Raw genomic sequence first — 22,285 nt, 5'->3', positions numbered from 1 at the left:
ACACTGAATCGGTAGCGATTGAAGGAGTGGACAGTGGAAACCGAAGGCGCCCAGAGTCACGGCACCCGCGGTACGGCGCGGGTGAAGCGCGGCATGGCGGAGATGCTCAAGGGCGGCGTGATCATGGACGTCGTCACCCCCGAACAGGCGAAGATCGCCGAGGGCGCGGGCGCGGTCGCGGTGATGGCACTCGAGCGGGTCCCCGCGGACATCCGCGCCCAGGGCGGGGTGTCGCGGATGAGCGATCCCGACATGATCGAGGGGATCATCTCCGCCGTCACGATTCCGGTGATGGCGAAGGCCCGCATCGGCCACTTCGTCGAGGCGCAGATCCTGCAGAGCCTCGGCGTGGACTACGTCGACGAGTCCGAGGTGCTCACCCCGGCCGACTACGCCAACCACATCGACAAGTGGCGCTTCACCGTTCCGTTCGTGTGCGGTGCCACCAACCTCGGTGAGGCGCTGCGGCGCATCACCGAGGGCGCGGCGATGATCCGCTCCAAAGGCGAGGCCGGCACCGGCGACGTCTCCAACGCCACCACCCACATGCGCAAGATCGGCGGCGAGATCCGCCGCCTCACGTCGCTGTCGGAAGACGAACTGTACGTCGCCGCAAAGGAATTGAAGGCGCCCTACGATCTGGTGGTCGAGGTCGCGCAGGCGGGCAAGCTACCGGTGACGCTGTTCACCGCCGGGGGCATCGCGACCCCCGCCGACGCGGCGATGATGATGCAGCTCGGCGCCGAAGGCGTCTTCGTCGGCTCGGGAATCTTCAAGTCCGGCAACCCCGCTGAACGGGCTGCCGCGATCGTCAAGGCCACCACCTTCTACGACGACCCCGACGTGCTGGCCAAGGTATCGCGCGGTCTTGGCGAAGCCATGGTCGGCATCAACGTCGACGACATCCCGGTGCCCCATCGGCTCGCTGAGCGAGGCTGGTAGGGCGATGAGCGCCTGCGCGAAGAGCAGACGGCACTGACACTGTGGCGATCGAAGAGATCCTCGACCTGGAGCAGATCGAGGTCAACATCTACCGCGGTGGTGTGTTCAGTCCCGAGTCGGGGTTCCTGCAGCGCACCTTCGGCGGGCATGTCGCCGGCCAGTCGCTGGTCTCGGCGGTACGGACCGTCGACCCCAAGTTCCAGGTCCATTCGCTGCACGGCTACTTCCTGCGCGGAGGCGACGCACGGTCGCCCACCGTGTACACGGTGGAGCGGCTGCGTGACGGCGGGTCCTTCGTGACACGCCGCGTGAACGCGATCCAGCACGGCGAGACGATCTTCTCGATGTCGGCGTCGTTTCAGACCGACCAGAGCGGCATCGAGCACCAGGATGCGATGCCGACCGCGCCCCCACCCGACGACATGGTCGACTTCAAGTCCGCCAGCAGGGTTTTCGACGACGCCAGCTTCCGTCAGTTCGACGAGTGGGACGTCCGGATCGTGCCTCGCGATCAGATGACACTTCTGCCCAACAAGGCGTCGCAGCAACAGGTGTACTTCCGGCATCGCGATCCGTTGCCGGATGATCCGGTGCTCCACATCTGCGCGCTCGCCTACATGAGCGACCTCACGCTGCTGGGCTCGGCGCAGGTCAACTACCCCGACGAGCGCAAGCATCTGCAGGTCGCCTCGCTCGACCACGCGATGTGGTTCATGCGGCCGTTCCGCGCCGACGAGTGGTTGCTCTACGACCAGTCGTCGCCGTCGGCGTGCGGCGGACGGTCGCTGACGCAGGGCAAGATCTTCAACCAGTACGGCGAGATGGTCGCTGCGGTGATGCAGGAGGGCCTGACCCGCTACTCCCGCGAATTCACCCGCCCGAGCACGTGAGCGCGCCCCGGGTCGGGGTGCTCGCGCTGCAGGGGGACACCCGCGAACACCTCGCCGCGCTGCGCGAGGCCGGGGCCGATGCCTCCACGGTGCGCCGGGCCGACGAGTTGGCGCGGGTGGACGGCTTGGTGATCCCCGGTGGCGAGTCGACGGCGATGAGCCATCTGCTGCGTGCATTCGATCTGCTCGAGCCGTTGCGGGCCCGGCTGTCCGAGGGTATGCCTGCCTACGGTTCGTGTGCCGGCATGATCCTGCTGGCCACCGAGATCGCCGACGCCGGGGTGCCCGGCCGAGAGGCGCTGCCACTGCGTGGCATCGATATGACCGTGCGGCGCAACGCTTTCGGTCGCCAGGTCGACTCGTTCGAAGAGGACATCGCGTTCCAGGGCCTCGACGGCAGGGTGCACGCGGTGTTCATCCGGGCGCCGTGGGTGGAACGCGTCGGGGCCGACGTCGAGGTGCTCGCCACCGCCGCGGGCCACCCGGTTGCCGTGCGGCAGGGCCGCACGCTCGCGACGGCGTTCCACCCGGAGGTCACCGGCGATCGGCGCGTCCACAAGCTCTTCGTCGACTCCCTGTCCTAGCCGACATCACGCCTGGGCGGGCAGGACATGGTCGGCGATCTTGTCAGTGGACAGGCACAGCGAGCACACGAACGCATCGTGTGTCTGGCACTTCGCCATGTCCGGCCGCTCGAAATCGTGGTGGCACACATGACAGGTGAGATGCTCGCCGGACGGGTTGCCGAGCTCGTCGTACATCGGCAGGTCGATGCCGTCGTCCGTGCGGCGCAGGTAGTACCTCCCGCGGGTCGCCACGGCGAAAACGGGCGGTAGCACCAGGCCCAGTCCGATCGCCACCAGCGGGGAGTAGGGCCGGATCGCCTCGCCCAGGCCGCCGAAGAACGCGAGGATCGACACCCCGGCCGCGATGAGCATCGACCCGAACCCGACCGGGTTGATCGCGTACAGCATGCCGCGGCGGAACTCCGGTGCCTGCGGGGAGATCTTGAGCAGGTACTTATTGATCACGATGTCGGAGGCCACCACGACGACCCAGGCCATACCGCAGTTCGCGTAGAAGCCGAGAATCGTGTTCAGGAAGTCGAACATGTTGGCTTCCATCAGGATCAGCGCGATCAGCAGGTTGAAGCCGAGGAAGACGAGCCGGCCGGGGTAGCGCTTGGTGACCCGGGTGAACGAGTTGGTCCACGCCAGCGACCCCGAGTAGGCGTTGGTCACGTTGATCTTTATCTGGCTGATGACGACGAGCACCACAGCCAGGGTCATCGCCAACCATCCCGGCAGGAAGTTCTCGTAGATCTCCAGGAATTGGTGCACCGGCTGATTGGCCACGCCTGCGCTGTCGGCGACGTTGGCGATGAGGTACACCGCGAGGAACAGCCCGACGACCTGCTTGATGGCACCGAAGAAGACCCAGCCGGGACCGGCGAGGATCATCCACGTCCACCAACTGCGTTTGTTCTCCGGCGTTTTCGGCGGCATGAACCGCAGGTAGTCGATCTGCTCGGCGATCTGCGCGATCAGCGACAGGCAGACACCCGCGGCCAGCAGGGTGTAGCCGAGGTTGAAGCCGCCGTTGCCGTTCTCGCCCTGGTAGGCGAAGAACTGGCTGACCGACTCGGGATGGCTGACCACGAGGTACACGAACGGTGCGACCATCAGGATGAGCCACAGCGGTGTCGTCCAGACCTGCAGTGTGGACAGCACTTTCATGCCGTAGATGACGAGCGGGAAGATGATCAGCGTCGACGCGGCGTACCCGATCCACAGCGGGATGCCGAGCCCCAGCTGGAGGCCCTGAGCCATGATCGAGCCTTCGAGGGCGAAGAAGATGAACGTGAACGTCGCCATGATGACGTTGGTGACGACGGAGCCGTAGTAACCGAAACCGCTTCCGCGGGTGATCAAGTCGAGGTCCATGTTGTACCGCGCGGCGTAGAAGGCCAGCGGGAAACCGGTCAGGAAGATCACGACGGCGAAGATGAGGATGCCCCACAGCGCGTTGGTGGTGCCGTAGGAGATCCCGATGTTGGCGCCGATCGCGAAGTCCGCCAGGTACGCGATGCCGCCGAGGGCGGAGATGCCGACGACGCCGGTGGACCATTTGCGGTAGCTGCGCGGCGCGAACCGCAGCGTGTAGTCCTCGAGTGTTTCCTTCGTGGCGGTCAGGCGGTCGAGGTCCGCCTCCGATGCCGCGGCGCGCACGTCATCGCCGATGTCCTGGGTCATTCGGCAAAGCTAGAACCGCCCTGTTTCGGCGACGTTGCGCCCGTGTAAGCGCTGCGGCGCTCAGCGAATTGGCAGCCCCGTGATCGCGCGGGCCATCACCAGGCGCTGGATCTCGCTGGTTCCCTCGAAGATCGTGAAGATCTTGGCGTCGCGGTGCATCCGCTCCACTGGGTATTCGCGGGTGTAGCCGTTGCCGCCGAGGATCTGGATCGCCTCGTCGGTGACGTAGACGGCGGTCTCGCTGGCCACCAACTTGGCCATCGAGCCCTCGGCGGACTCGAAGGCTTTGCCGTTGCGGGCCATCCAGCCGGCGCGGTACACCAGCAACCGCGCGGCGTCGATGCGGGCCTTCATGTCGGCCAATTTGAAGGCGACAGCCTGGAACTCACCGATCTTGCGGCCGAACTGTTCGCGCTCGGTGGCGTAATCGCGGGCATATTCGTAGGCCGCGCGGGCCACGCCGACGGCCATCGCGCCGACGGTCGGACGGGTGCGCTCGAAGGTGGCCATCGCCGCTTGCCCGGCGGCCTTTTTGCCCTCGCGGACCTTGGCGATGCGGGCGTCGAACTTCTCCTTGCCGCCCACGATCAGCCGGCCGGGAATGCGGACGTCCTCGAGCACCACTTCGGCGGTGTGCGAGGCACGGATGCCGTGCTTGAGGAACTTCTGGCCCTGGCTCAGCCCCTTCGTGCCGGGCGGGATGATGAACGACGCCTGACCGCGGGTGCCCAGTTCCGGGTGCACCGACGCGACGACGACATGGACGTTCGCGATGCCGCCGTTGGTCGCCCAGGTCTTGGTGCCGTTGAGGACCCACTCGTCGGTCGCCTCGTCGTAGCGTGCGCGCGTCAGGATCGAGCCCACGTCGGAGCCGGCATTGGGCTCAGAGGAACAGAACGCGGCGACCTTGGGATCATCGACGGAGCCGAACATCTGCGGCACCCATTCGCCGACCTGGTCGGGCGTGCCGTTCGCGGCCACGGAGGCCGCGGCCAGGCCGGTCCCGAGGATGGACAGCGCGATGCCGGCGTCACCCCAGAACAATTCCTCGAACGCCACGATCATGCCCAGCCCGCTCGGTTCGGCAGCCTGCTCGGCGAAGAACTCGACAGAGTAGAGGCCCACCTTGGCGGCCTCCTGGATGATCGGCCACGGGGTCTCCTCGCGCTCGTCCCATTCCGCGGCGGCGGGGCGGACGACGTCGTTGGCAAACTCGTGAACCCACTTCTGCACGTCTAACAGGTCCGAGGACAACTCCAGGGAGAACGTCATGCAACAGAACCTTACTCCGGAGTAAGATCAGCATCCAGAGACTGTGTTCCAGCTAACACGGGAAGCAGGAGCCGGGAGGTGGAGTGCACCGTGTTGAGGCTGCTGGTGCCGACGCTGGCATGCCGGAAGTTCATGATCGCGGGGGCGTGTGGATTCTGGTCGTCGCTGGTCAGCACCAGTTGCAGGCGGTGGCCGGCGGCAAAGCGGCGGGCATTGGCCACCAGTGGAATGCGGTAGGAGACGACCTCTCCGATCGGCACGGCCACCGCGGTGTCGCAGCGCAGTACGGGCGCCCCGTCGCGGCTCTGCGCCTCGTCGACGGTGCGCAGGCCGGCCCGCAGCCAGCCTGCGGTCACGTCGGTGACCTCCCCGTCCGGGGCCACGTCGCGCAGCGTTGCCAGCCAGGCGGTGTCGGCGGCGGTGGCGCTGGCGTGCAGTCGCAGCTCGATGTGGCCGGCGATGTCGAGTGCTGCGGGCAGCGGATCGGAGGTCCACGTCAGGACCGCGGGCGGGTCGATCGGACTGGCGGCGGCGCGGTTCAGGCCGGCGCCGAGCGTCAGGTACTCCCGGGTGCCGGGTGTGCCCTCGTTCTCGGACAGCCCGCCGTCGGCGCGCAGTGCCCACTCCTGGTGGTCGGCGGCCGGGGGCCAGCTGCGACTGGTGTGCCAACCGTCGGCAGCCGGCAGGACGTAGCGCACGGGCGGGCCGTCCATGATCCCGGTGTCGGCACCGTTGAGCCAGTGGTCGTACCACGCCAGCGCCTCGGTGTGCAGGCTTTCCCACGGCCACGTCAGGCCGTACCGTCCCAACAGCGCCATTCGTACAGTCGGATTGTGTTGCAACGCTTTCCACGCGGTGAACGTGGACGGCAGGTGCAGCGGGACGTTCTCCCAGTCGCAGCCGAGGTAGACGGGGACGTCGACCTCGCCCAACAGGGGCAGCAGGTTGCGTTCCTCCCACCAGCTGTCGCGCAGGGGATGTCTGACCATGGTGTCGAGCCACAGGTCGTCCCAGGGGTGTGGCCGGTGTGGGAGTTTGAGCAGCTGGCGCATCATCGTGACGGCTGCCTCTCCGTTCATCGTCGCGAACTTCTCGTGCACCGGCGGGAGGTTCAGGACGCGGCGGGCGACAGCCAGTAGCGGGTTCCTCCGCCAGAATGCATCGCTGCGAGCCGAGGTCAGCCCCATCATCGCCAGGAACGGCGTGATGAACGACGAACTCGCCAGGCCGTGGTGGGACGCCGCCTCGTAGAGATCAGCGGTCGCGGCGACGGGAAAGATCGCACGCAGGTGCGGCGGTCGCTCGACCGCGGCCTCGAGCTGAGTCATCGCGAAGTAACTGATGCCGATCATTCCGACATTGCCGTCGCACCACGGTTGCGCGGCCGCCCACTCCACGAGGTCGTACATGTCGCGGCGTTCCTGGGCGTCCATGAAGCCGAACTCCCCGCCCGAGCCGCCGGTGCCGCGCACGTTGGCGATCACGTGGACGTAGCCGCGCGGCACCCAGAAATCCGTCGCGCCCGCCTCGATGAAGCCGGCAGGCGCGCCGAGGTTCTGCATCTGCCGGGGGTACGGCGAGGCAGCAATGAGTGCCGGGAACCGGCCGCCCTCACGGGGAAGGTGTACGTCGGCCATCAGGTCGATGCCGTCGCGCACCGTGACGCGCTGGTTGATCAGGTGCCTGATGCCGAATCGCGGCCGGCTCAGGTTGCGGTACTCGCGCCCGGTGTCCTGTGGTCCGTTGAGCTGCCGTTCCGTCATGGTTCCACGGTAGGGCGGGAGGTGTGCGCCGAGACCGGATACGCCGCCACCACCATGCGAGCGCCGCCGGACCGATGACGCGGTGGTGACTGCGGTCGCGCCCACCCTGCAGCGCTATATCGAGCAGGACCTGGGCTGACGGGCACGTAGACTGGTCCATCGGACTTCTCCGTGAGTCGACGGGCCAGTCGACGTGAGTCGGTGTGAAAGAGGTAGCGAGCAGATGAGCGGCCATTCCAAGTGGGCCACCACAAAGCACAAGAAGGCCGTGATCGATGCACGTCGCGGCAAGAACTTCGCCAAGCTGATCAAGAACATCGAGGTCGCGGCCCGCACCGGCGGCGGCGATCCGGCCGGTAACCCCACCCTCTATGACGCCATCCAGAAGGCCAAGAAGAACTCGGTGCCCAACGACAACATCGAGCGGGCCCGCAAGCGCGGCGCGGGCGAAGAAGCGGGCGGCGCCGACTGGCAGACCATCACGTACGAGGGGTACGGCCCGAACGGCGTCGCCGTGCTGGTCGAATGCCTGACCGACAACCGCAACCGGGCCGCAGGTGAGGTGCGAGTTGCGATGACGCGCAACGGCGGCAGCATGGCCGATCCGGGTTCGGTGTCCTACCTGTTCACCCGCAAGGGCGTGGTGACGCTGGAGAAGAACTCGCTGACCGAGGACGATGTGCTGGCCGCTGTGCTCGACGCGGGCGCCGAGGACGTCAATGATCTGGGTGAGAGCTTCGAGGTCATCTCCGAGCCCACGGATCTGGTCGCGGTGCGCACGGCGCTGCAGGACGCCGGCATCGACTACGAGTCCGCTGAGGCCACGTTCCAGCCGTCGGTGAGCGTCCCGGTCGACCTCGAGGGCGCGCGCAAGGTGCTCAAGCTCGTCGACGCTCTGGAGGACAGCGACGACGTGCAGGACGTCTACACCAACGTCGACATCCCCGACGACGTCGCGGCCGCTCTCGACGAGGACTGACTGAGGTACTCCCAAAGCCGTTGCCCGACAGCACATTCGACGGATACCGGCTGACGATCGCTGCGGGCCCCGCCATCGGTGAGTAGGGTGGCGTTCACCCGACCACGGTGAGGGAGCGTCATGATCCTGTACGCGTTTCGCTGCACGTCCGGGTGCGGCACCACGCAGCAGATGCATCCGATGGACAGCCGTCCTGACGAGGTCGACTGCCCGACGTGCCGGGGTCCGGCGCGTCGGATGATCTCCGCGCCGCACCTCGGGTCCGGCGGCGCCGCGATGGCGTTGCACGACGCGACCCGGGCCACCGCGGATCGTCCCGCCGTCGTGTCGTCTCCGACGGCACGGACGTCGGGGCGCCGGGTCTCGACGAATCCCCGTCACCAGAACCTCCCGCGACCCTAGGAGATACCGTGCCCGACGTCGTCTTCCCGCTCGACTCCACGAAGAAGTTCACCGATCAGGAAAAGGTCGGCCACAACCGTTGGCATCCCGACATTCCCGCAGCGGTGACGGTGAAGCGGGGTGACTCGTTCCGGGTGCACTGCCGCGAATGGTTCGACGGCGCGATCCACAACGACGATTCGGCCGAGGACATCCTCAACGCGCCACTGACCACCGTGCACACCCTGTCTGGTCCGATCGCGGTCGAGGGCGCCAAACCGGGTGACCTGTTGATCGTCGACATCCTCGACGTCGGACCCATCCCGCAGGAAGACTCCGGTCCGCTGGCCGGGCAGGGCTGGGGCTACACGGGCATCTTCGCCAGGCGAAACGGCGGCGGTTTCCTGACCGAGCAGTTCCCCGACGCCTACAAGGCGGTCTGGGACTTCTCGGGCCAGAAGGCGACGTCGCGCCACGTGCCAGGAGTGGAGTTCACCGGCATCGTCCACCCGGGGTTGATGGGCACCGCCCCGTCGGCGCAGTTGCTCTCCACGTGGAACACCCGCGAGGCCGCACTCATCGCGACCGACCCGGACCGGGTTCCGCCGCTGGCGCTGCCGCCCGAGCCGAACGACGCGATCCTCGGAAGCCTCTCCGGTGACGCGTTCACCAAGGCCGCGGCCGAAGCGGCCCGCACGGCGCCGCCCCGCGAGAACGGCGGCAACCAGGACATCAAGAACCTGACCAAGGGCAGTCGGGTGTTCTATCCCGTGTTCGTCGACGGGGCCAACCTGTCGGTCGGCGATCTGCACTTCTCGCAGGGCGACGGGGAGATCACCTTCTGCGGCGCGATCGAGATGGGTGGCTTCATCGATCTGCGTGTCGACGTGATCCCCGGCGGTATGGAGACCTACGGCGTCAGTGAAAACGCGATCTTCATGCCGGGCAACACCGATCCGCAGTACTCCGAGTGGCTGGCTTTCTCGGGGACCTCGGTCACCCTGGACGGTGAACAGCGGTATCTCGACTCGCACCTGGCCTACCAGCGGGCGTGTCTGCACGCGATCGACTACCTGACGAAGTTCGGGTACAGCCCGGAGCAGGCCTACCTCCTCCTCGGTGCGGCCCCGATCGAGGGTCGGCTCTCCGGGGTCGTCGACATTCCGAATGCCTGTGCCACGGTGTACATCCCGACCGCGATCTTCGACTTTCCCGTCGCGCCGTCAGCGGACGGGCCGGTCACGATCGACCCGGGGATCGGCGCGCCGCGGGCGTCTTTCGGGTGAGGCGGTAGCAGTCAGAAAAGCGGCGAGCGCCGCCGCGGTGCGCTGCGGCTGGTCGAGCATCACCAGGACGTGGGCGTCGTCGATCATCTGCAGACGCCCGTCGGGCAGCAGCTCGGTGAGACGGCGGGCATGGGCGACGGGCATCACTGGGTTGTCCGACCACAGCACCAGGGCCGGCCGGTCGAACGTCGCGAGCTGATTCGTCGCCTCGATCAGCTCCCGCTTGTCGAACCGTGTTCGGCAGTACTTGACGAGGTCGCGGCGAATTGCCCTGTCCGACAGGCCGTGTGCCGTCCACGCGTCGACGATCGCGTCCGGTAGCGGGTGCTTGGCCATCATTCCGAACATCAGGTACTGCCGACGGAGCCACCCGATACGCAGCTGCCGCATCGCCAGCGCCACGGTGCCGGTCGTGCGGCTTGCCAGCCACGCCACCTTGCCGGGCCACCCCGGCGGGAAGTTGTCGAACGCTTCCGAGGGGCAGATGACCAGCCGGCCCATCCGCTGATCGCGCCCGGCGGCGGTGAGCAGTAGCGGGCCACCCCAGTCGCTGACGACGAGCGTGACGTCGGCCAGGTCGAGCGCGTCGAGCACGTCGGCGACGATGCGAACCATGCCCGGCAGGGTGAGGTCGGCGTCGGCGTGCATCGCGGTCCGGTGGCCGCCCATCGGCAGGATCGGCAGCAGGTAGCGGCAGTCGGTCGGCAGGTGGGGGAGCGTCAGGTCCCACTGGGTGTCGTTCATGAGCAGCCCGTGCAGCAGGACGACGGGTGCGCCGGTCGGATCGCCCTCCTCCCTTACCTCGACGGAGCCCGCGTGGGTGTCGACGGTCAGCATCATGCCTCCATTAGAATGGTCGTTCTAGAACGATTGCTCTAGCATGGCAGCGGGAGGTGAGCATGGCAAGGTCCACGAGGGAATCGATCCTGACCGCGGCGGCCGAACTGATGCGCCACCGCGGCTACGCCGGGGTGGCGATGAAAGGCATCGCCGAGGCTTCGGGAGCGCCGATCGGGTCGCTGTACCACCACTTCCGCGACGGCAAGGTGCAGATCGCGCGCGAAGCGCTGCTCAATGCCGGGGCGGCCTACGGACTGCTGATCCCGACGGTCGTCGATGCCTACACCGACCTCGGCGACGCCGTCGACGGGGTGTTCCGGCAGGCCGCAGAGGACATGGCAGCCACCGGCTTCGCCAACATGTGTCCGGTGGCCAGTGTGGCGGCCGAGGTCGCCGACACCGTAGAGCCGCTGCGCCAGGCGACGCGCGACATCTTCGACGGTTGGATCTGCGGTGGTGCGGCGTACTTCGAGGGTCGCGGACTCGGGCAGGCGCAGGCCCGCGATGTCACCGTCGCGCTGATCGGCGCTCTCGAGGGGGCGTTCATGCTCGGCCGAACGCTGCGCTCGACGGAGCCGCTGCTGGCGGCGGGCCGCGTCATGGCGCCCCAGTATCGCGGCATGGTCCTCGCGCGTGTCCCTGCCGCGGACGGTCGGTCGGCACCGCTAAGCTCTCGAACAAATGTTCTGTAGGAGGCGTGCGTGCGGGTGATGGGTGTCGACCCCGGGCTGACCCGGTGCGGGTTGTCGGTGATCCAGAGCGGGCGCGGTCGGCAGGTCATCGCACTCGACGTGGACGTCGTACGGACCCCGGCCGATCATCCGCTGGCGCACCGGCTTCTGGCGATCAGTGACGCGGTCGAGCACTGGCTGGACACCCACGCCCCTGACGTCATCGCGATCGAGCGGGTGTTCTCCAACCAGAACGCCAACACCGCGATGGGTACCGCGCAGGCGGGCGGCGTGGTTGCGTTGGCGGCTGCGCGGCGGGACATCGACGTCCACTTCCACACACCCAGTGAGGTGAAGGCCGCGGTCACCGGCAACGGGCGGGCCGACAAAGCTCAGGTCACCGAGATGGTCACGAGAATCCTTGCCCTGCAACAGAAGCCGACTCCAGCCGACGCGGCCGACGCATTGGCCCTCGCGATCTGTCACTGCTGGCGCGCGCCGATGATCGCCCGGATGGCCGAGGCGGAGGCCATGGCGGCCGAGCAGCGGCGCAAGTATCAGGCGACCCTCAAAGCCGCGAAGACGTTCAAGACGTCGAAGATGTCGAAGAGCACCCGATGATCGCCTCGGTGCGCGGCGAGGTCCTCGACATCGCGCTCGACCACGTGGTGATCGAGGCCGGCGGCGTCGGCTACAAGGTCATGGCCACCCCGTCGACGCTGGCGACGTTGCGGCGCGGCAGCGAGGCTCGGCTGATCACCGCGATGATCGTGCGCGAGGACTCCCAGACGCTGTATGGCTTCGCCGACTCCGATGCACGGGACCTTTTCCTCACGCTGCTCGGTGTGTCCGGTATCGGACCGAGCATCGCGCTGGGTGCGTTGGCCATGTATGACGGTCCGACGTTGCGCGCCGCCATCGGTGATGGCGATGTGACCGCGCTCGTCCGAATCCCCAAGGTGGGCAAGAAGACTGCCGAACTGCTGGTGCTCACGCTGCGGGACAAGGTGGGCGCGTATTCCTCGTCCGGGCTCGCCGCCGCCGGCGGGCACGGTATCCGCGGGCCTGTCGTCGAGGCGCTCGTCGGGCTCGGCTTCGCGCAGAAGCAAGCCGAGGAGGCCACGGACAAGGTGCTCGCCGATGACCCGGAGGCCACCACCTCAGGGGCCCTGCGGGCGGCACTGTCGATGTTGGGGAAGAAGTGATGGGCAGGTTCTCCGGCGATGCAGACGACCGGGACGCCGACGAGCGGGAGGTCTCCCCGGCGCTGACCGTCGGCGAGGGCGACATCGACGCGAGTCTGCGGCCGCGCTCGCTCGGTGAGTTCATCGGCCAGCCGCGCGTGCGCGAGCAGCTGCAGCTGGTCCTCGAAGGGGCCAAGAACCGCGGCGGGACGCCCGACCACATCCTGCTGTCCGGGCCGCCGGGGCTGGGCAAGACATCGCTGGCGATGATCATCGCGGCCGAGCTGGGCTCGTCGCTGCGCCTCACGTCGGGGCCTGCACTCGAGCGCGCCGGCGACCTGGCGGCGATGCTGTCCAATCTGGTCGAGCACGACGTGCTGTTCATCGACGAGATCCACCGCATCGCGCGCCCCGCCGAAGAGATGCTCTACCTCGCGATGGAAGACTTCCGCGTCGACGTCGTCGTCGGCAAAGGCCCTGGGGCGACGTCGATTCCGCTGGAGGTGGCGCCGTTCACGCTCGTCGGTGCCACCACCCGCTCCGGCGCGCTCACAGGACCGCTGCGCGACCGGTTCGGCTTCACCGCCCACATGGACTTCTACGAACCCGCGGAACTGGAGCGGGTGCTGGCTCGCTCGGCCGGCATCCTCGGAATCGAGCTGGGAGCCGACGCCGGCGCTGAGATCGCGCGCCGCTCCCGCGGAACACCGCGTATCGCCAACCGGCTGCTGCGCCGGGTCCGCGACTATGCCGAAGTGCGTGCCGACGGTGTGATCACCCGCGACATCGCCAAATACGCGCTGGAGGTCTACGACGTGGACGAGCTCGGGCTCGATCGCCTCGACCGCGCCGTGCTGTCCGCGCTGACCCGCAGCTTCGGTGGTGGGCCCGTCGGCGTGTCGACTCTGGCGGTGGCGGTGGGGGAGGAAGCTACGACCGTGGAGGAAGTCTGTGAGCCGTTCCTGGTGCGGGCAGGCATGATCGCGCGCACCCCGCGCGGCCGGGTCGCCACCCGCTTGGCCTGGACCCATCTGGGCATGACACCGCCCAGTGGGGCGGGCGCGCTCGGCCAGGCGGGGTTGTTCGAGTGATCACCGCGGCGCTGGTCATCGCGGCGCTCGCCGCGATCCTGCACATCTACATCTTCGTGATGGAGTCGGTGACCTGGACGTCGCCGCGCACCCGGGCGGTGTTCGGGATGAGCGAGGAGGAGGCGCAGACCACGCGCCTGCTCGCGCTCAACCAGGGGTTCTACAACCTGTTCCTCGCGATCGTGACGGGAGTCGGCATCGCGGCGACCGCGACGGGCGCCGACGCGGTGGGCGCTGCCCTCCTCTATGCCGGTCTGGGATCGATGCTCGCCGCGGCAGTCGTTCTGGTCGCGTCCGCACGGGACAAGGCCCGCGCAGCGGCGATGCAGGGGACATTGCCGCTGATCGCGATCGTGCTGCTCGCGCTGGGTTCGACCCTGTAACGATCGATGTCGGCCCCGGTTATCGCCGATCAGGCGGGGGTACTCCTGTGCGCACGTCGGGCACGTCACTAGGAGGCATCATGATCGGAACCCAACACCCAGACCGTCCTCGAGGCGGTCGCATGACCATTCCCCGCAGCCGAGGCGCCGCCAGCGGTTTCCTGCTCATCCTGCTCGGCCTGTGGGGCGCCCTGATCCCGTTCATCGGGCCGAATTTCGATTTCGCCTTCACCCCTGATCAGGCCTGGGCATGGACCACGGGCCGGGGCTGGCTCGAAGTCCTTCCCGGCGTCGTGACGGTGCTCGGCGGACTGGTGCTGCTGACCTCACGCAACCGCGCCACCGCCGTCCTCGGCAGCTGGCTCAGCGTGGCGGGCGGTGCCTGGTTCGTGATCGGCCGGGCTCTGGCAGGCCCGCTGGGCCTCGGTGACGCCGGCGCGCCGGTTGCCGACACCGAGACCAAGCGCGTGTGGCTGGATCTGAGCTACTTCTACGGTCTCGGCGCCGTGATCATCTTCCTCGGTGCGCTGGCCCTGGGCCGCGTCTCGGTACGCAGCGTGCGTGACGTCGAGTACGCCAGTCGTCCCGTCGCCGCCGACGCACCCACGCACACCGGACCCGTACCGGTGACCGACAAGACGGCGACCACCCCGGTGGGCGCGGAGCCCGCCGAGGTGGTCGACACCGAGGACCGGGCACCCCGGCGCGGTCTACGCAGCCGCTTGTTCGGTGGCCGGCGCGACCGCAACCTGGTGCATCACTGACTCAGAGAAGTCCCAGCAGTTCCAGATCAGTGATGTACTTGACGATCACCTCTCGCGTGACATGCGGGATGTCCTTGTCGGGCCCGATCTTGGCCTCCTGCACCGCCGTCCGGAACCGGTCGGTGGGCGCGATGGAGCCCGGGATCGGGATCTCGGGCCGCTGGTAGTTGTGCAGCAGCGGCAGAAGCGACGCCTGGCGCCTGCGCTCGGGCAGTGCGTTGATCGCCGCGGTGAACCGGGCCAGCCAGGTGGCGTAGTCGCCGACGCGGTGCACGGGATAGCCCGCCTCGATCAGCCAGTCGACGAACTGGTCGAGCCCGATGCCGTCGTCGTAGGGGTTCATCACGTGGTAGGTCTCGAATCCGGTGTCCGACTCCTGGGCCACCGCCGCGCCCAGTGTGGAGATCGCCTCGGCGATGAACTCGACGGGTAGCCCGTCGTAGTGGGCGCGCGGCCGCGCTCCGTTCGCATCCAGCTGGTAGAACGACTCCGGGGCCACTCCGGTCGCGACCAGGCTGAACATCAACCGGGTGAACATGTCCGGAAGGTTGAGCTGGCCGGCATAGGTCGTGTCGGCCAGGATCATGTCGCACCGGAACACCGACACCGGCAACCCGCACAGGTCGTGGGCCTCGCGCAGCAGGACCTCGCCGGCCCACTTGCTGTTGGAGTAGCCGTTGGCGTAGCTGTCGTCGACCTTGCGCACCGCGCTGATCTGCCGGATGTCGCCGTCCTCGATGAACATGCCGGGCTCGATACCGGCGCCCACCCCGATGGTCGAGACGTAGGCGAACGGCTTCTGGTGCGTGGTGAGGGCGAGACGGATCAGCTCGGCGGTACCGACGGCGTTGGGGCCGAACAGTTCGCTGTAGGGCAGGACGTGGTTGACCAGCGCCGCCGGGTCGACGATGAGATCGACGGTGTCGGCGAGACGCTGCCACACCTGCGGGTCCAGGCCCAGATCGGCTTCACCCTTGTCGCCGGCCAGCACCTCGAGGTGATCGGCGGCCAGGGTGCGGTAGTGCTCGAGCAGCCGCTGATCACCGCTGTCGAACGTCGCGTCGAGGCGGGCCCGGGCGGCGTCGTCGTCACGGGCGCGGACCAGGCAGATCACCTTGCCATCGACCAGATCCATCCGCTCCAACCACTCCAGGGCCAGGTAGCGGCCCAGGAACCCGGTGGCGCCGGTCAGCAGAACCGTGCGAACTTCGGCGTTCGGCCCCGGCAATGACGGTGCAGCAGAGAGGGTTTCGGCGTCGATGAACTTGTCCAGGGTGAGATCACTGGCGTGTGCTTCGGTCGCGCCCGCGCCGTGCACCGCCGTGAACGTGGGCCGCTTGGCGCCGGGCTGCTGCTGGGCCTCGATGTAGGCGGCCAGCGAAGCGAGATCGGTGGCGGGGCTGACGATCACGCCGACGGGCACCTCGACGTCGAAGATGTCGCGCAGCAGGTTGCCGAATGTCAACGCCGACAACGAGTCTCCACCCAGATCGGTGAAGTGGGCGTCTGGCTGCACATCGGTGGCCGCGGTGCCGAGCAGAGCGGCTGCGGCGCGCCCCACGGTCTCGAGCACAGGCCGGTTCGCGCCCTCGGCCCGCAGCGTGCGCATCTCTTCGGCTTGGCCGTCGGCCAGTTCGGCATACAGCGCCTCGAGCCGCTCGCCGTAGTGTTCCTTCAACTTCGGCCGGGCCAGCTTGCGGATCCCCGTCAGCAGGCCGTTCTCGAGCGTGAACGGTGTCGACTCGATGAGGAAGTCGCGGGGGATCTCGTAGGACTGCAGCCCTGCCGCGCGGGCGACGTCCTGCAGTGACTCGGCGATCAACGCCTTCGCGTCGTCGCGGGCCAGGACCTCCTCGGTGGGGACGACGACCGCGAGCAGGTAGGACCGGGCGCTGTTGCCGTACACGTAGATCTGCCGGATCCGCGGGCTGTCGCCGAACACGGCTTCGAGCTTGGACACGGCGACGAACTCGCCCTGGGAGAGCTTCTGCACATTGTTGCGTCGATCCAGGTAGACCAGCTGGTCAGGACCCGTTTCGGCGACGACGTCGCCGGTGCGGTAGTAGCCGTCGGGATCGAACATCTCGGCGGTGATCTCGGGCCGCTTGTAGTAGCCCGGGAACAGGGTCTCCGACTTGACCAGCAGTTCGCCGCGCGGGTGCGGGCGATCGGTGGTGAAGTACCCGAGGTCGGGGACGTCGACGAGCTTGTAGTCGATCACCGGGGGCCGCTGGACCACTCCGTCGACGAACACCGCGCCGGCTTCGGTGGACCCGTAACCGTCGGTGAGGTGCAGATCGAGGAAGTTCTCCACGAAGGACCGCATCTCGGGTGACAGCGGCGCCGAGCCCGTCATCGCCATCACGTAGCGGCCGCCGAGCAGGCTCTGCCGCAGATCGGCGTACACATCGGCGAGATCGTCGGGCCGACGATCCACTTCCTTGGCCACCTCGGCGGCGATCGTGTCCCAGATCCGCGGCACGAAAGTCAGCTGCGTGGGGCGCACCAGCGCGAGATCGTCGAGGAAGGTCGACAGGTCGCTTCGGGCAGCGAAATACGCGGTTCCGCCGGCGCCCAGCGTGCCGTAGAGCAGCCCGCGGCCCATCATGTGGCTCATCGGCATGAAATTCAGCGTGATCGACGGCGTGGTGTACTCGCCGCCCCACATCGAGCGGCCCGCCCGGCGCCACGCTCCGGCGACCAGACGCTCCGGGTACATCGCACCCTTGGGCGCGCCCGTGCTGCCGGAGGTGTAGATCAGCAGCATCAGCGGATCGTCCTCGGGAGAAGTGAAGAATTCCGCGGCGGGCAGTGTCGCGCCGTGGGCCAGCACCTCGGCAAGGGTGACGACCTCGACCTGACGGCCGGCGTCGGCCAGGCGGGCCTGCGCATCGGCAACGGCGTCACGATGGTCGTCGACCTCGGAGCGGTGGTCGAACACGACGAGGCGGCCGACCGACGCGGCGTCGCGGACGAGTTCTACGGCGTCGGTCAGGTAGTCGACGGCGGCGAAGAACACCACCGGCTCGGTCTCGGCGACGATGGGACGCAGCGTATCGACCGGCGCACTGGTCTGCAGCGGTACCGACACCGCGCCGGACAGCGCGAGCGTCGTGTCGATCACGGTGTAGTCCACGCTCGTGAAGCCCATGACCGCGACGCGGTCACCGGGCTGCACGTCGGTCAACGCGCTGAGCAGATGATGAATGCGATCGGAGAGTTCGGCGTAGGTGATGGTCTCGAACTGGGGAAGCAGCTCGGCCTCGGTGCGCCCGGTCTGCGGATCGCTCACCAGACGCACGGCGCGCTGCCCGAGGGCGGGCCGGTCCGCGTAGCCGTCGAACGCGGTGGCGATGATCTCGGGCAGGCGCTTCTCGGGTTGGTCGATGGCCTCGGCGATCGCTTCGTCCGGCAGGGCGGCGGCGAACTGCGTATCGGTGGCCGTCAGATCGGCGATGCGGCGGGCGAGACGCTCTTCTTGGGTATCAGTCGGCATCAGTAATCCTTCAGAACAAGTTGTCGGTCGGGGCGCAATCGCGCGTCCACCAGGAAACTACGTTAGTAAAACTAAGCGTATTCCGGGCAACCGGGTTCTGAGGCTGTCAGGTTGCTGTGAATTGCCGAGAACGGGTGCCGCGACGGCTTCGCAGCTGATCGTTGCGTGGTCCGCGTCACAGCTGCGGGTGTCCGACGGTTAGCCAGTGAGGGCGATCACATGTCGCGCAGCAACGACTCCAGCACGTCGAGCGCCTCGCCGAGCAGTTCGTCACTGATCGTCAGCGGCGGTAGGAAACGCAGCACATTGCCGAACGTGCCGCACGTCAGCACGACGACGCCCGCCTGGTGCGCGGCCGTGCTCAGCTTCTTGGTCAGCTCCGCGTCGGGCTCCAGCGTTCCTGCCTTGACGAGCTCCACTGCGATCATCGCGCCGCGCCCTCGCACGTCGCCGATGCGGTCGTCCTCGGCCTGCAGCCGGCCGAGCCGGTCTTTCATCAGCACCTCGATCTCTCGGGCGCGGGCCACCAGGCCGTCGTCCTCGATCGTCGCGATCGTCGCCAGCGCCGCTGCGCACGCCACCGGGTTTCCGCCGTAGGTGCCGCCCAGTCCGCCGACGTGCGGGGCGTCCATGATCTCGGTGCGACCCGTCACCGCCGACAGTGGCATGCCACCGGCGATGCCCTTGGCGGTCACGATCAGGTCGGGCACGATGCCCTCGTGCTCGCAGGCGAACATCGCGCCGGTGCGCGCGAAACCGGTCTGCACCTCATCGGCGATGAACACCACACCGTTGTCCCGGCACCACTGCAGCAGCGTGGGCAGGAAGCCCTCGGCGGGCACGATGAACCCACCTTCGCCCTGTATCGGCTCGATGATTACTGCGGCCAGGTTGGCGGCGCCCACCTGCTTGTCCATCATCGTGATGGCCCGGCGGGCGGCGAGCTCACCGTCGGTGGCGAGCTCCTTGCCGCCGAACTCCGCGTCGCGGAAGGGATAGGACAGCGGGGCGCGATAGATCTCCGGGGCGAACGGGCCGAAGCCGTGCTTGTACGGCATCGACTTGGCCGTCAGGGCCATCGTGAGATTGGTCCGGCCGTGGTAGGCGTGGTCGAACGACACCACGGCCTGCTTGCCGGTGTAGGTGCGGGCGATCTTGATCGCGTTCTCGACGGCCTCTGAGCCCGAGTTGAACAACGCCGAGCGCTTGTCGCCATCGCCGGGCGTGAGCCGATTCAGCGCCTCGGCCACCGCGACGTACCCCTCGTAGGGCGTCACCATGAAGCAGGTGTGGGTGAACTGGGCGGCCTGCTCGCGCACCGCCTCGACCACGCGCGGTGAGGCATTGCCGACCGTGGTGACCGCGATGCCCGACCCCATGTCGATGAGCCGATTGCCGTCGACATCCTCGATGATCCCGCCGAAGGCACGCGCCGCATAGACGGGCATGGTGTTGCCGACGCCGCCGGCCACTGCCGCCGTCTTGCGCGCGATCAGCTCCTGTGAGCGCGGGCCGGGGATGGCGGTGGCGAGGTGGCGGCTCTGTTCGAGAGCGCTCAACTCAGGTACCTCCTGTGACGATGGGCGGCTGACCACCCGAGCCTAGTCGGTCCCCCCACCGATCCGTGGAGAACCGGGGGGCGATACGCCGGGTTCGGTGGTCGACGTCGCATTCGGCGACGAAATCCGTCGGCGCAGGGGGCCGTTCGGCGGGGGACGGCGGGTGGGGCGGCCGCAATGGCACACTGGTCAACGAATTTCCTTCATGTGCGCGGCCCCCCGACGGGATCGACAGGGGCCGCCGAGAAAACAAGACCGCAACGAAACAGAAGAGACACTGCTGCCATGGACCTGTTCGTCTTCCTGCCTCTGCTCATCATCATGGGCGCCTTCATGTACTTCGCCTCCCGGCGCCAGAAGAAGGCGATGCAGGCCACCATCGACCTGCACAACTCCCTGACGATCGGCGATGAGGTGCACACCACCTCGGGTCTGCGGGGACGCATCACCGGCATCACCGACGACGAGGTGGATCTCGAGATCGCGCCGGGTGTCGTCACCACCTGGATGAAGCTCGCGGTGCGCGACCGCATCACCGACGACGCCGACGAGCTGGAGAGTGCAGACGACGACACTGCCGCCGAGCCCGCTTCCGGCGCCAACGAGCTGACGGACCGACCCCGAGACTGACAGCTGACCCATCAGCCGCGGCACGTACCCTTTGCGGGTCACCGCGCGCCGTCGCGGTTCTTAACGACCTGACCCCGAGGAGACTGTAGACACGTGGCATCGTCTTCGACGCCGGTCCATGCTGCCCGCTACCTGGCCCTGTTCCTGGTACTGCTGATCGGTGCCTATCTGCTGGTGTTCCTCACCGGTGACAAGAAGGCCGACCCCAAGCTCGGCATCGACCTGCAGGGAGGCACCCGGGTCACGCTGACCGCCCGCACCCCCGACGGCTCCCCGCCGTCGCGCGACGCCCTCAACCAGGCGCAGCAGATCATCAGTGCCCGCGTCGACGGCCTCGGCGTCTCCGGCTCCGAGGTGATCATCGACGGTCAGAACCTGGTGATCACGGTGCCCGGTAACGACACCAGCGAGGCGCGCAACCTGGGCCAGACGGCGCGGCTCTACATCCGTCCCGTCATCCATGCCATTCCGGCAGCCGGCCAGGGACCGCCCGAGCAGGCGGGCCCGGCCGGCGCCCCGCCCGGCGCTCCCGGTGCGCCCCCGGGCGCGGTCCCCGGCATGCCCCCGGGCGCCGGAGGGCCCGGCGCCAATCCCGACGCCGACATCCCCGGCCTGCCGCCGCTGGAACCGCAGCCACCCGCTCCGGCGCCTGCCCCGGCTCCCCAGCCGCGTCCGTTCCCGGAGCAACCGGCGCCCAGCCCGAGCCCGGCTCCGGCACCGAATCCGGCACAGCCGGGGGCGACGACGTCGCCGGCACCGGGTGCCCCGCCCGCCCCGGGCGGCAAGAACGTACCGCTCGCGCAGCGCATCCAGGACGAGAAGCGGCTGCGGCAGAGTTCCGAGCAGGCCATCCAGATCCTCGCGCTGCAGTTCCAGGCCACCCGCTGCGGCGACGACGACGTGCTGGCGGGCAATGACGATCCGAACCTGCCGCTGGTGACCTGCTCGCAGGACGGCAAAGAGGTCTACCTGCTGGACAAGTCGATCATCAGTGGTGAGGGCATCGCGAACGCCACCTCCGGCCTCGATCAACAGCGCGGCGAGTACGTCGTCGACGTCGAGTTCAAGAGCGACGCCGCGAAGACGTGGGCAGACTTCACCGCGGCCAACGTGGGGACGCAGACGGCGTTCGTGCTCGACTCCAAGGTGGTCAGCGCGCCCGTCATCAACGAGGCGATCCCCGGCGGACGCACCCAGATCACCGGCCAGTTCACCGCCGATTCGGCACGCGAACTCGCCAATGTGCTCAAGTACGGATCGCTGCCGCTGTCGTTCGAGTCCTCGGAGGCCGAGACAGTGTCGGCCACGCTGGGGTTGTCGTCGCTGCGGGCCGGACTGATCGCCGGCGCGGTCGGGCTGGTGGCGGTGCTGCTGTACTCGCTGCTGTACTACCGGGTCCTCGGGCTGCTGGTGGCGCTGTCGCTGGTCGCCTCGGGTGCGATGGTGTTCGCCATCCTGGTGCTGCTCGGCCGCTACATCGGCTACACCCTGGACCTGGCCGGTATCGCCGGCCTCATCATCGGTATCGGGACGACGGCGGATTCGTTCGTCGTGTTCTTCGAACGCATCAAGGACGAGATCCGCGAGGGTCGCTCGTTCCGGTCCGCCGTACCGCGAGGCTGGACGCGCGCCCGCAAGACGATCATGTCGGGCAACGCGGTGACGTTCCTGGCCGCGGCCGTGCTGTACTTCTTGGCCGTCGGCCAGGTGAAGGGTTTCGCCTTCACGCTCGGGCTGACCACCATCCTGGACGTGGTCGTCGTGTTCCTGGTGACCTGGCCGCTGCTGTACTTCGCGTCCAAGTCGCCGACCATGGCCAAGCCGTCGCTGAACGGGCTCGGAGCCGTTCAGCAGATAGCGCGCGAACGCCGAGCGGCCGCACACGCGGCGGGACGGGGATAA

20 protein-coding genes are annotated in these 22,285 nt (G+C 68.0%); 14 read left to right on the top strand and 6 right to left on the bottom strand.

Annotated features, from left to right (window positions below; genetic code table 11):
- Positions 1 to 33: 33 nt before the first annotated feature.
- From pdxS to pdxT, 3 genes are read left to right on the top strand one after another with little or no spacing between them, the layout of a single operon-like run.
- Positions 34 to 942, top strand: a complete 909-nt coding sequence (gene pdxS / locus MHN84_RS06780) for a pyridoxal 5'-phosphate synthase lyase subunit PdxS (RefSeq protein WP_374238325.1) — start codon at positions 34 to 36, stop codon at positions 940 to 942.
- Positions 943 to 983: 41 nt separating this feature from the next.
- Positions 984 to 1,832, top strand: coding sequence for an acyl-CoA thioesterase II (gene tesB / locus MHN84_RS06775; protein WP_241203841.1), 849 nt, complete (start codon positions 984 to 986; stop codon positions 1,830 to 1,832).
- A complete protein-coding gene (gene pdxT, locus MHN84_RS06770) occupies positions 1,829 to 2,416 on the top strand; it encodes a pyridoxal 5'-phosphate synthase glutaminase subunit PdxT (RefSeq protein WP_241203840.1) in 588 nt (195 codons plus the stop codon). Before tesB ends, pdxT begins: the two co-directional genes overlap by 4 nt.
- A 6-nt stretch (positions 2,417 to 2,422) precedes the next feature.
- Here pdxT and MHN84_RS06765 read toward each other — a convergent pair whose 3' ends face one another.
- The 3 genes from MHN84_RS06765 to MHN84_RS06755 are packed head-to-tail and all read right to left on the bottom strand — an operon-like array spanning position 2,423 to position 7,119.
- On the bottom strand, positions 2,423 to 4,084 hold the full coding sequence (locus MHN84_RS06765; RefSeq protein WP_241203839.1) for a hypothetical protein: 1,662 nt from the start codon (positions 4,082 to 4,084) through the stop codon (positions 2,423 to 2,425).
- Between the two features lie 60 nt (positions 4,085 to 4,144).
- The gene (locus MHN84_RS06760; RefSeq protein WP_241203838.1) at positions 4,145 to 5,356 is read right to left on the bottom strand and encodes an acyl-CoA dehydrogenase family protein; all 1,212 of its coding nucleotides are present in this window, start codon (positions 5,354 to 5,356) and stop codon (positions 4,145 to 4,147) included.
- A gap of 11 nt (positions 5,357 to 5,367) precedes the next feature.
- Positions 5,368 to 7,119, bottom strand: coding sequence for a CocE/NonD family hydrolase (locus MHN84_RS06755; protein WP_241203837.1), 1,752 nt, complete (start codon positions 7,117 to 7,119; stop codon positions 5,368 to 5,370).
- 223 nt (positions 7,120 to 7,342) lie between these two features.
- On the opposite strand from MHN84_RS06755, the gene MHN84_RS06750 reads away from it, so the two are divergent.
- From MHN84_RS06750 to fmdA, 3 genes are all read left to right on the top strand, one after another.
- Entirely contained in the window at positions 7,343 to 8,098 is a 756-nt protein-coding gene (locus MHN84_RS06750; RefSeq protein WP_241203836.1) for a YebC/PmpR family DNA-binding transcriptional regulator, read from the top strand.
- A gap of 120 nt (positions 8,099 to 8,218) precedes the next feature.
- A complete protein-coding gene (locus MHN84_RS06745; protein WP_241203835.1) occupies positions 8,219 to 8,500 on the top strand; it encodes a zinc ribbon domain-containing protein in 282 nt (93 codons plus the stop codon).
- Positions 8,501 to 8,508: 8 nt separating this feature from the next.
- Complete coding sequence (gene fmdA / locus MHN84_RS06740) at positions 8,509 to 9,765, top strand: formamidase (protein ID WP_241203834.1); 1,257 nt, start codon at positions 8,509 to 8,511, stop codon at positions 9,763 to 9,765.
- Here the strand turns inward: fmdA and MHN84_RS06735 are convergent.
- Positions 9,703 to 10,602: an alpha/beta fold hydrolase gene (locus MHN84_RS06735; protein ID WP_241203886.1), complete on the bottom strand. Its 900-nt coding sequence runs from the start codon at positions 10,600 to 10,602 to the stop codon at positions 9,703 to 9,705. The genes fmdA and MHN84_RS06735 overlap by 63 nt on opposite strands.
- 62 nt (positions 10,603 to 10,664) lie before the next feature.
- Here MHN84_RS06735 and MHN84_RS06730 point away from each other — a divergent pair, with 62 nt between their 5' ends.
- From MHN84_RS06730 to MHN84_RS06705, 6 genes are all read left to right on the top strand, one after another.
- Positions 10,665 to 11,297 carry a TetR/AcrR family transcriptional regulator gene (locus MHN84_RS06730; RefSeq protein ID WP_241203833.1) on the top strand — a complete coding sequence of 211 codons (633 nt, stop codon included), beginning with the start codon at positions 10,665 to 10,667 and terminating at the stop codon, positions 11,295 to 11,297.
- 9 nt (positions 11,298 to 11,306) lie between these two features.
- Entirely contained in the window at positions 11,307 to 11,897 is a 591-nt protein-coding gene (ruvC, locus tag MHN84_RS06725) for a crossover junction endodeoxyribonuclease RuvC (protein WP_241203832.1), read from the top strand.
- Positions 11,894 to 12,481, top strand: a complete 588-nt coding sequence (ruvA, locus tag MHN84_RS06720) for a Holliday junction branch migration protein RuvA (RefSeq protein WP_241203831.1) — start codon at positions 11,894 to 11,896, stop codon at positions 12,479 to 12,481. The genes ruvC and ruvA overlap by 4 nt, the downstream gene beginning before the upstream one ends.
- Complete coding sequence (gene ruvB, locus MHN84_RS06715) at positions 12,481 to 13,551, top strand: Holliday junction branch migration DNA helicase RuvB (RefSeq protein WP_241203830.1); 1,071 nt, start codon at positions 12,481 to 12,483, stop codon at positions 13,549 to 13,551. Before ruvA ends, ruvB begins: the two co-directional genes overlap by 1 nt.
- Positions 13,548 to 13,934 carry a DUF1304 domain-containing protein gene (locus MHN84_RS06710; protein ID WP_241203829.1) on the top strand — a complete coding sequence of 129 codons (387 nt, stop codon included), beginning with the start codon at positions 13,548 to 13,550 and terminating at the stop codon, positions 13,932 to 13,934. The genes ruvB and MHN84_RS06710 overlap by 4 nt, the downstream gene beginning before the upstream one ends.
- A gap of 80 nt (positions 13,935 to 14,014) precedes the next feature.
- Positions 14,015 to 14,698: a hypothetical protein gene (locus MHN84_RS06705; protein ID WP_241203828.1), complete on the top strand. Its 684-nt coding sequence runs from the start codon at positions 14,015 to 14,017 to the stop codon at positions 14,696 to 14,698.
- 1 nt (position 14,699) lies between these two features.
- Here the strand turns inward: MHN84_RS06705 and car are convergent, their stop codons facing one another.
- The gene (gene car / locus MHN84_RS06700) at positions 14,700 to 18,194 is read right to left on the bottom strand and encodes a carboxylic acid reductase (RefSeq protein ID WP_241203827.1); all 3,495 of its coding nucleotides are present in this window, start codon (positions 18,192 to 18,194) and stop codon (positions 14,700 to 14,702) included.
- 215 nt (positions 18,195 to 18,409) lie between these two features.
- Complete coding sequence (gene gabT, locus MHN84_RS06695) at positions 18,410 to 19,753, bottom strand: 4-aminobutyrate--2-oxoglutarate transaminase (protein WP_241203826.1); 1,344 nt, start codon at positions 19,751 to 19,753, stop codon at positions 18,410 to 18,412.
- A gap of 285 nt (positions 19,754 to 20,038) precedes the next feature.
- Between gabT and yajC the strand changes: the two genes are divergently transcribed.
- Both yajC and secD read left to right on the top strand, forming a co-directional pair.
- Positions 20,039 to 20,383 (top strand): preprotein translocase subunit YajC, encoded by a 345-nt coding sequence (gene yajC, locus MHN84_RS06690; RefSeq protein WP_241203825.1) that lies wholly within the window; start codon positions 20,039 to 20,041, stop codon positions 20,381 to 20,383.
- A 93-nt stretch (positions 20,384 to 20,476) separates the two neighbouring features.
- A complete protein-coding gene (gene secD / locus MHN84_RS06685) occupies positions 20,477 to 22,285 on the top strand; it encodes a protein translocase subunit SecD (protein WP_241203824.1) in 1,809 nt (602 codons plus the stop codon).

The sequence above is a fragment of the Mycobacterium sp. PSTR-4-N genome, from assembly GCF_022348085.1.
Lineage (GTDB): Bacteria > Actinomycetota > Actinomycetes > Mycobacteriales > Mycobacteriaceae > Mycobacterium.
The sequence above is the reverse complement of the archived record's forward strand: the minus strand, read 5'-3'. Positions and strand labels throughout refer to the sequence as shown.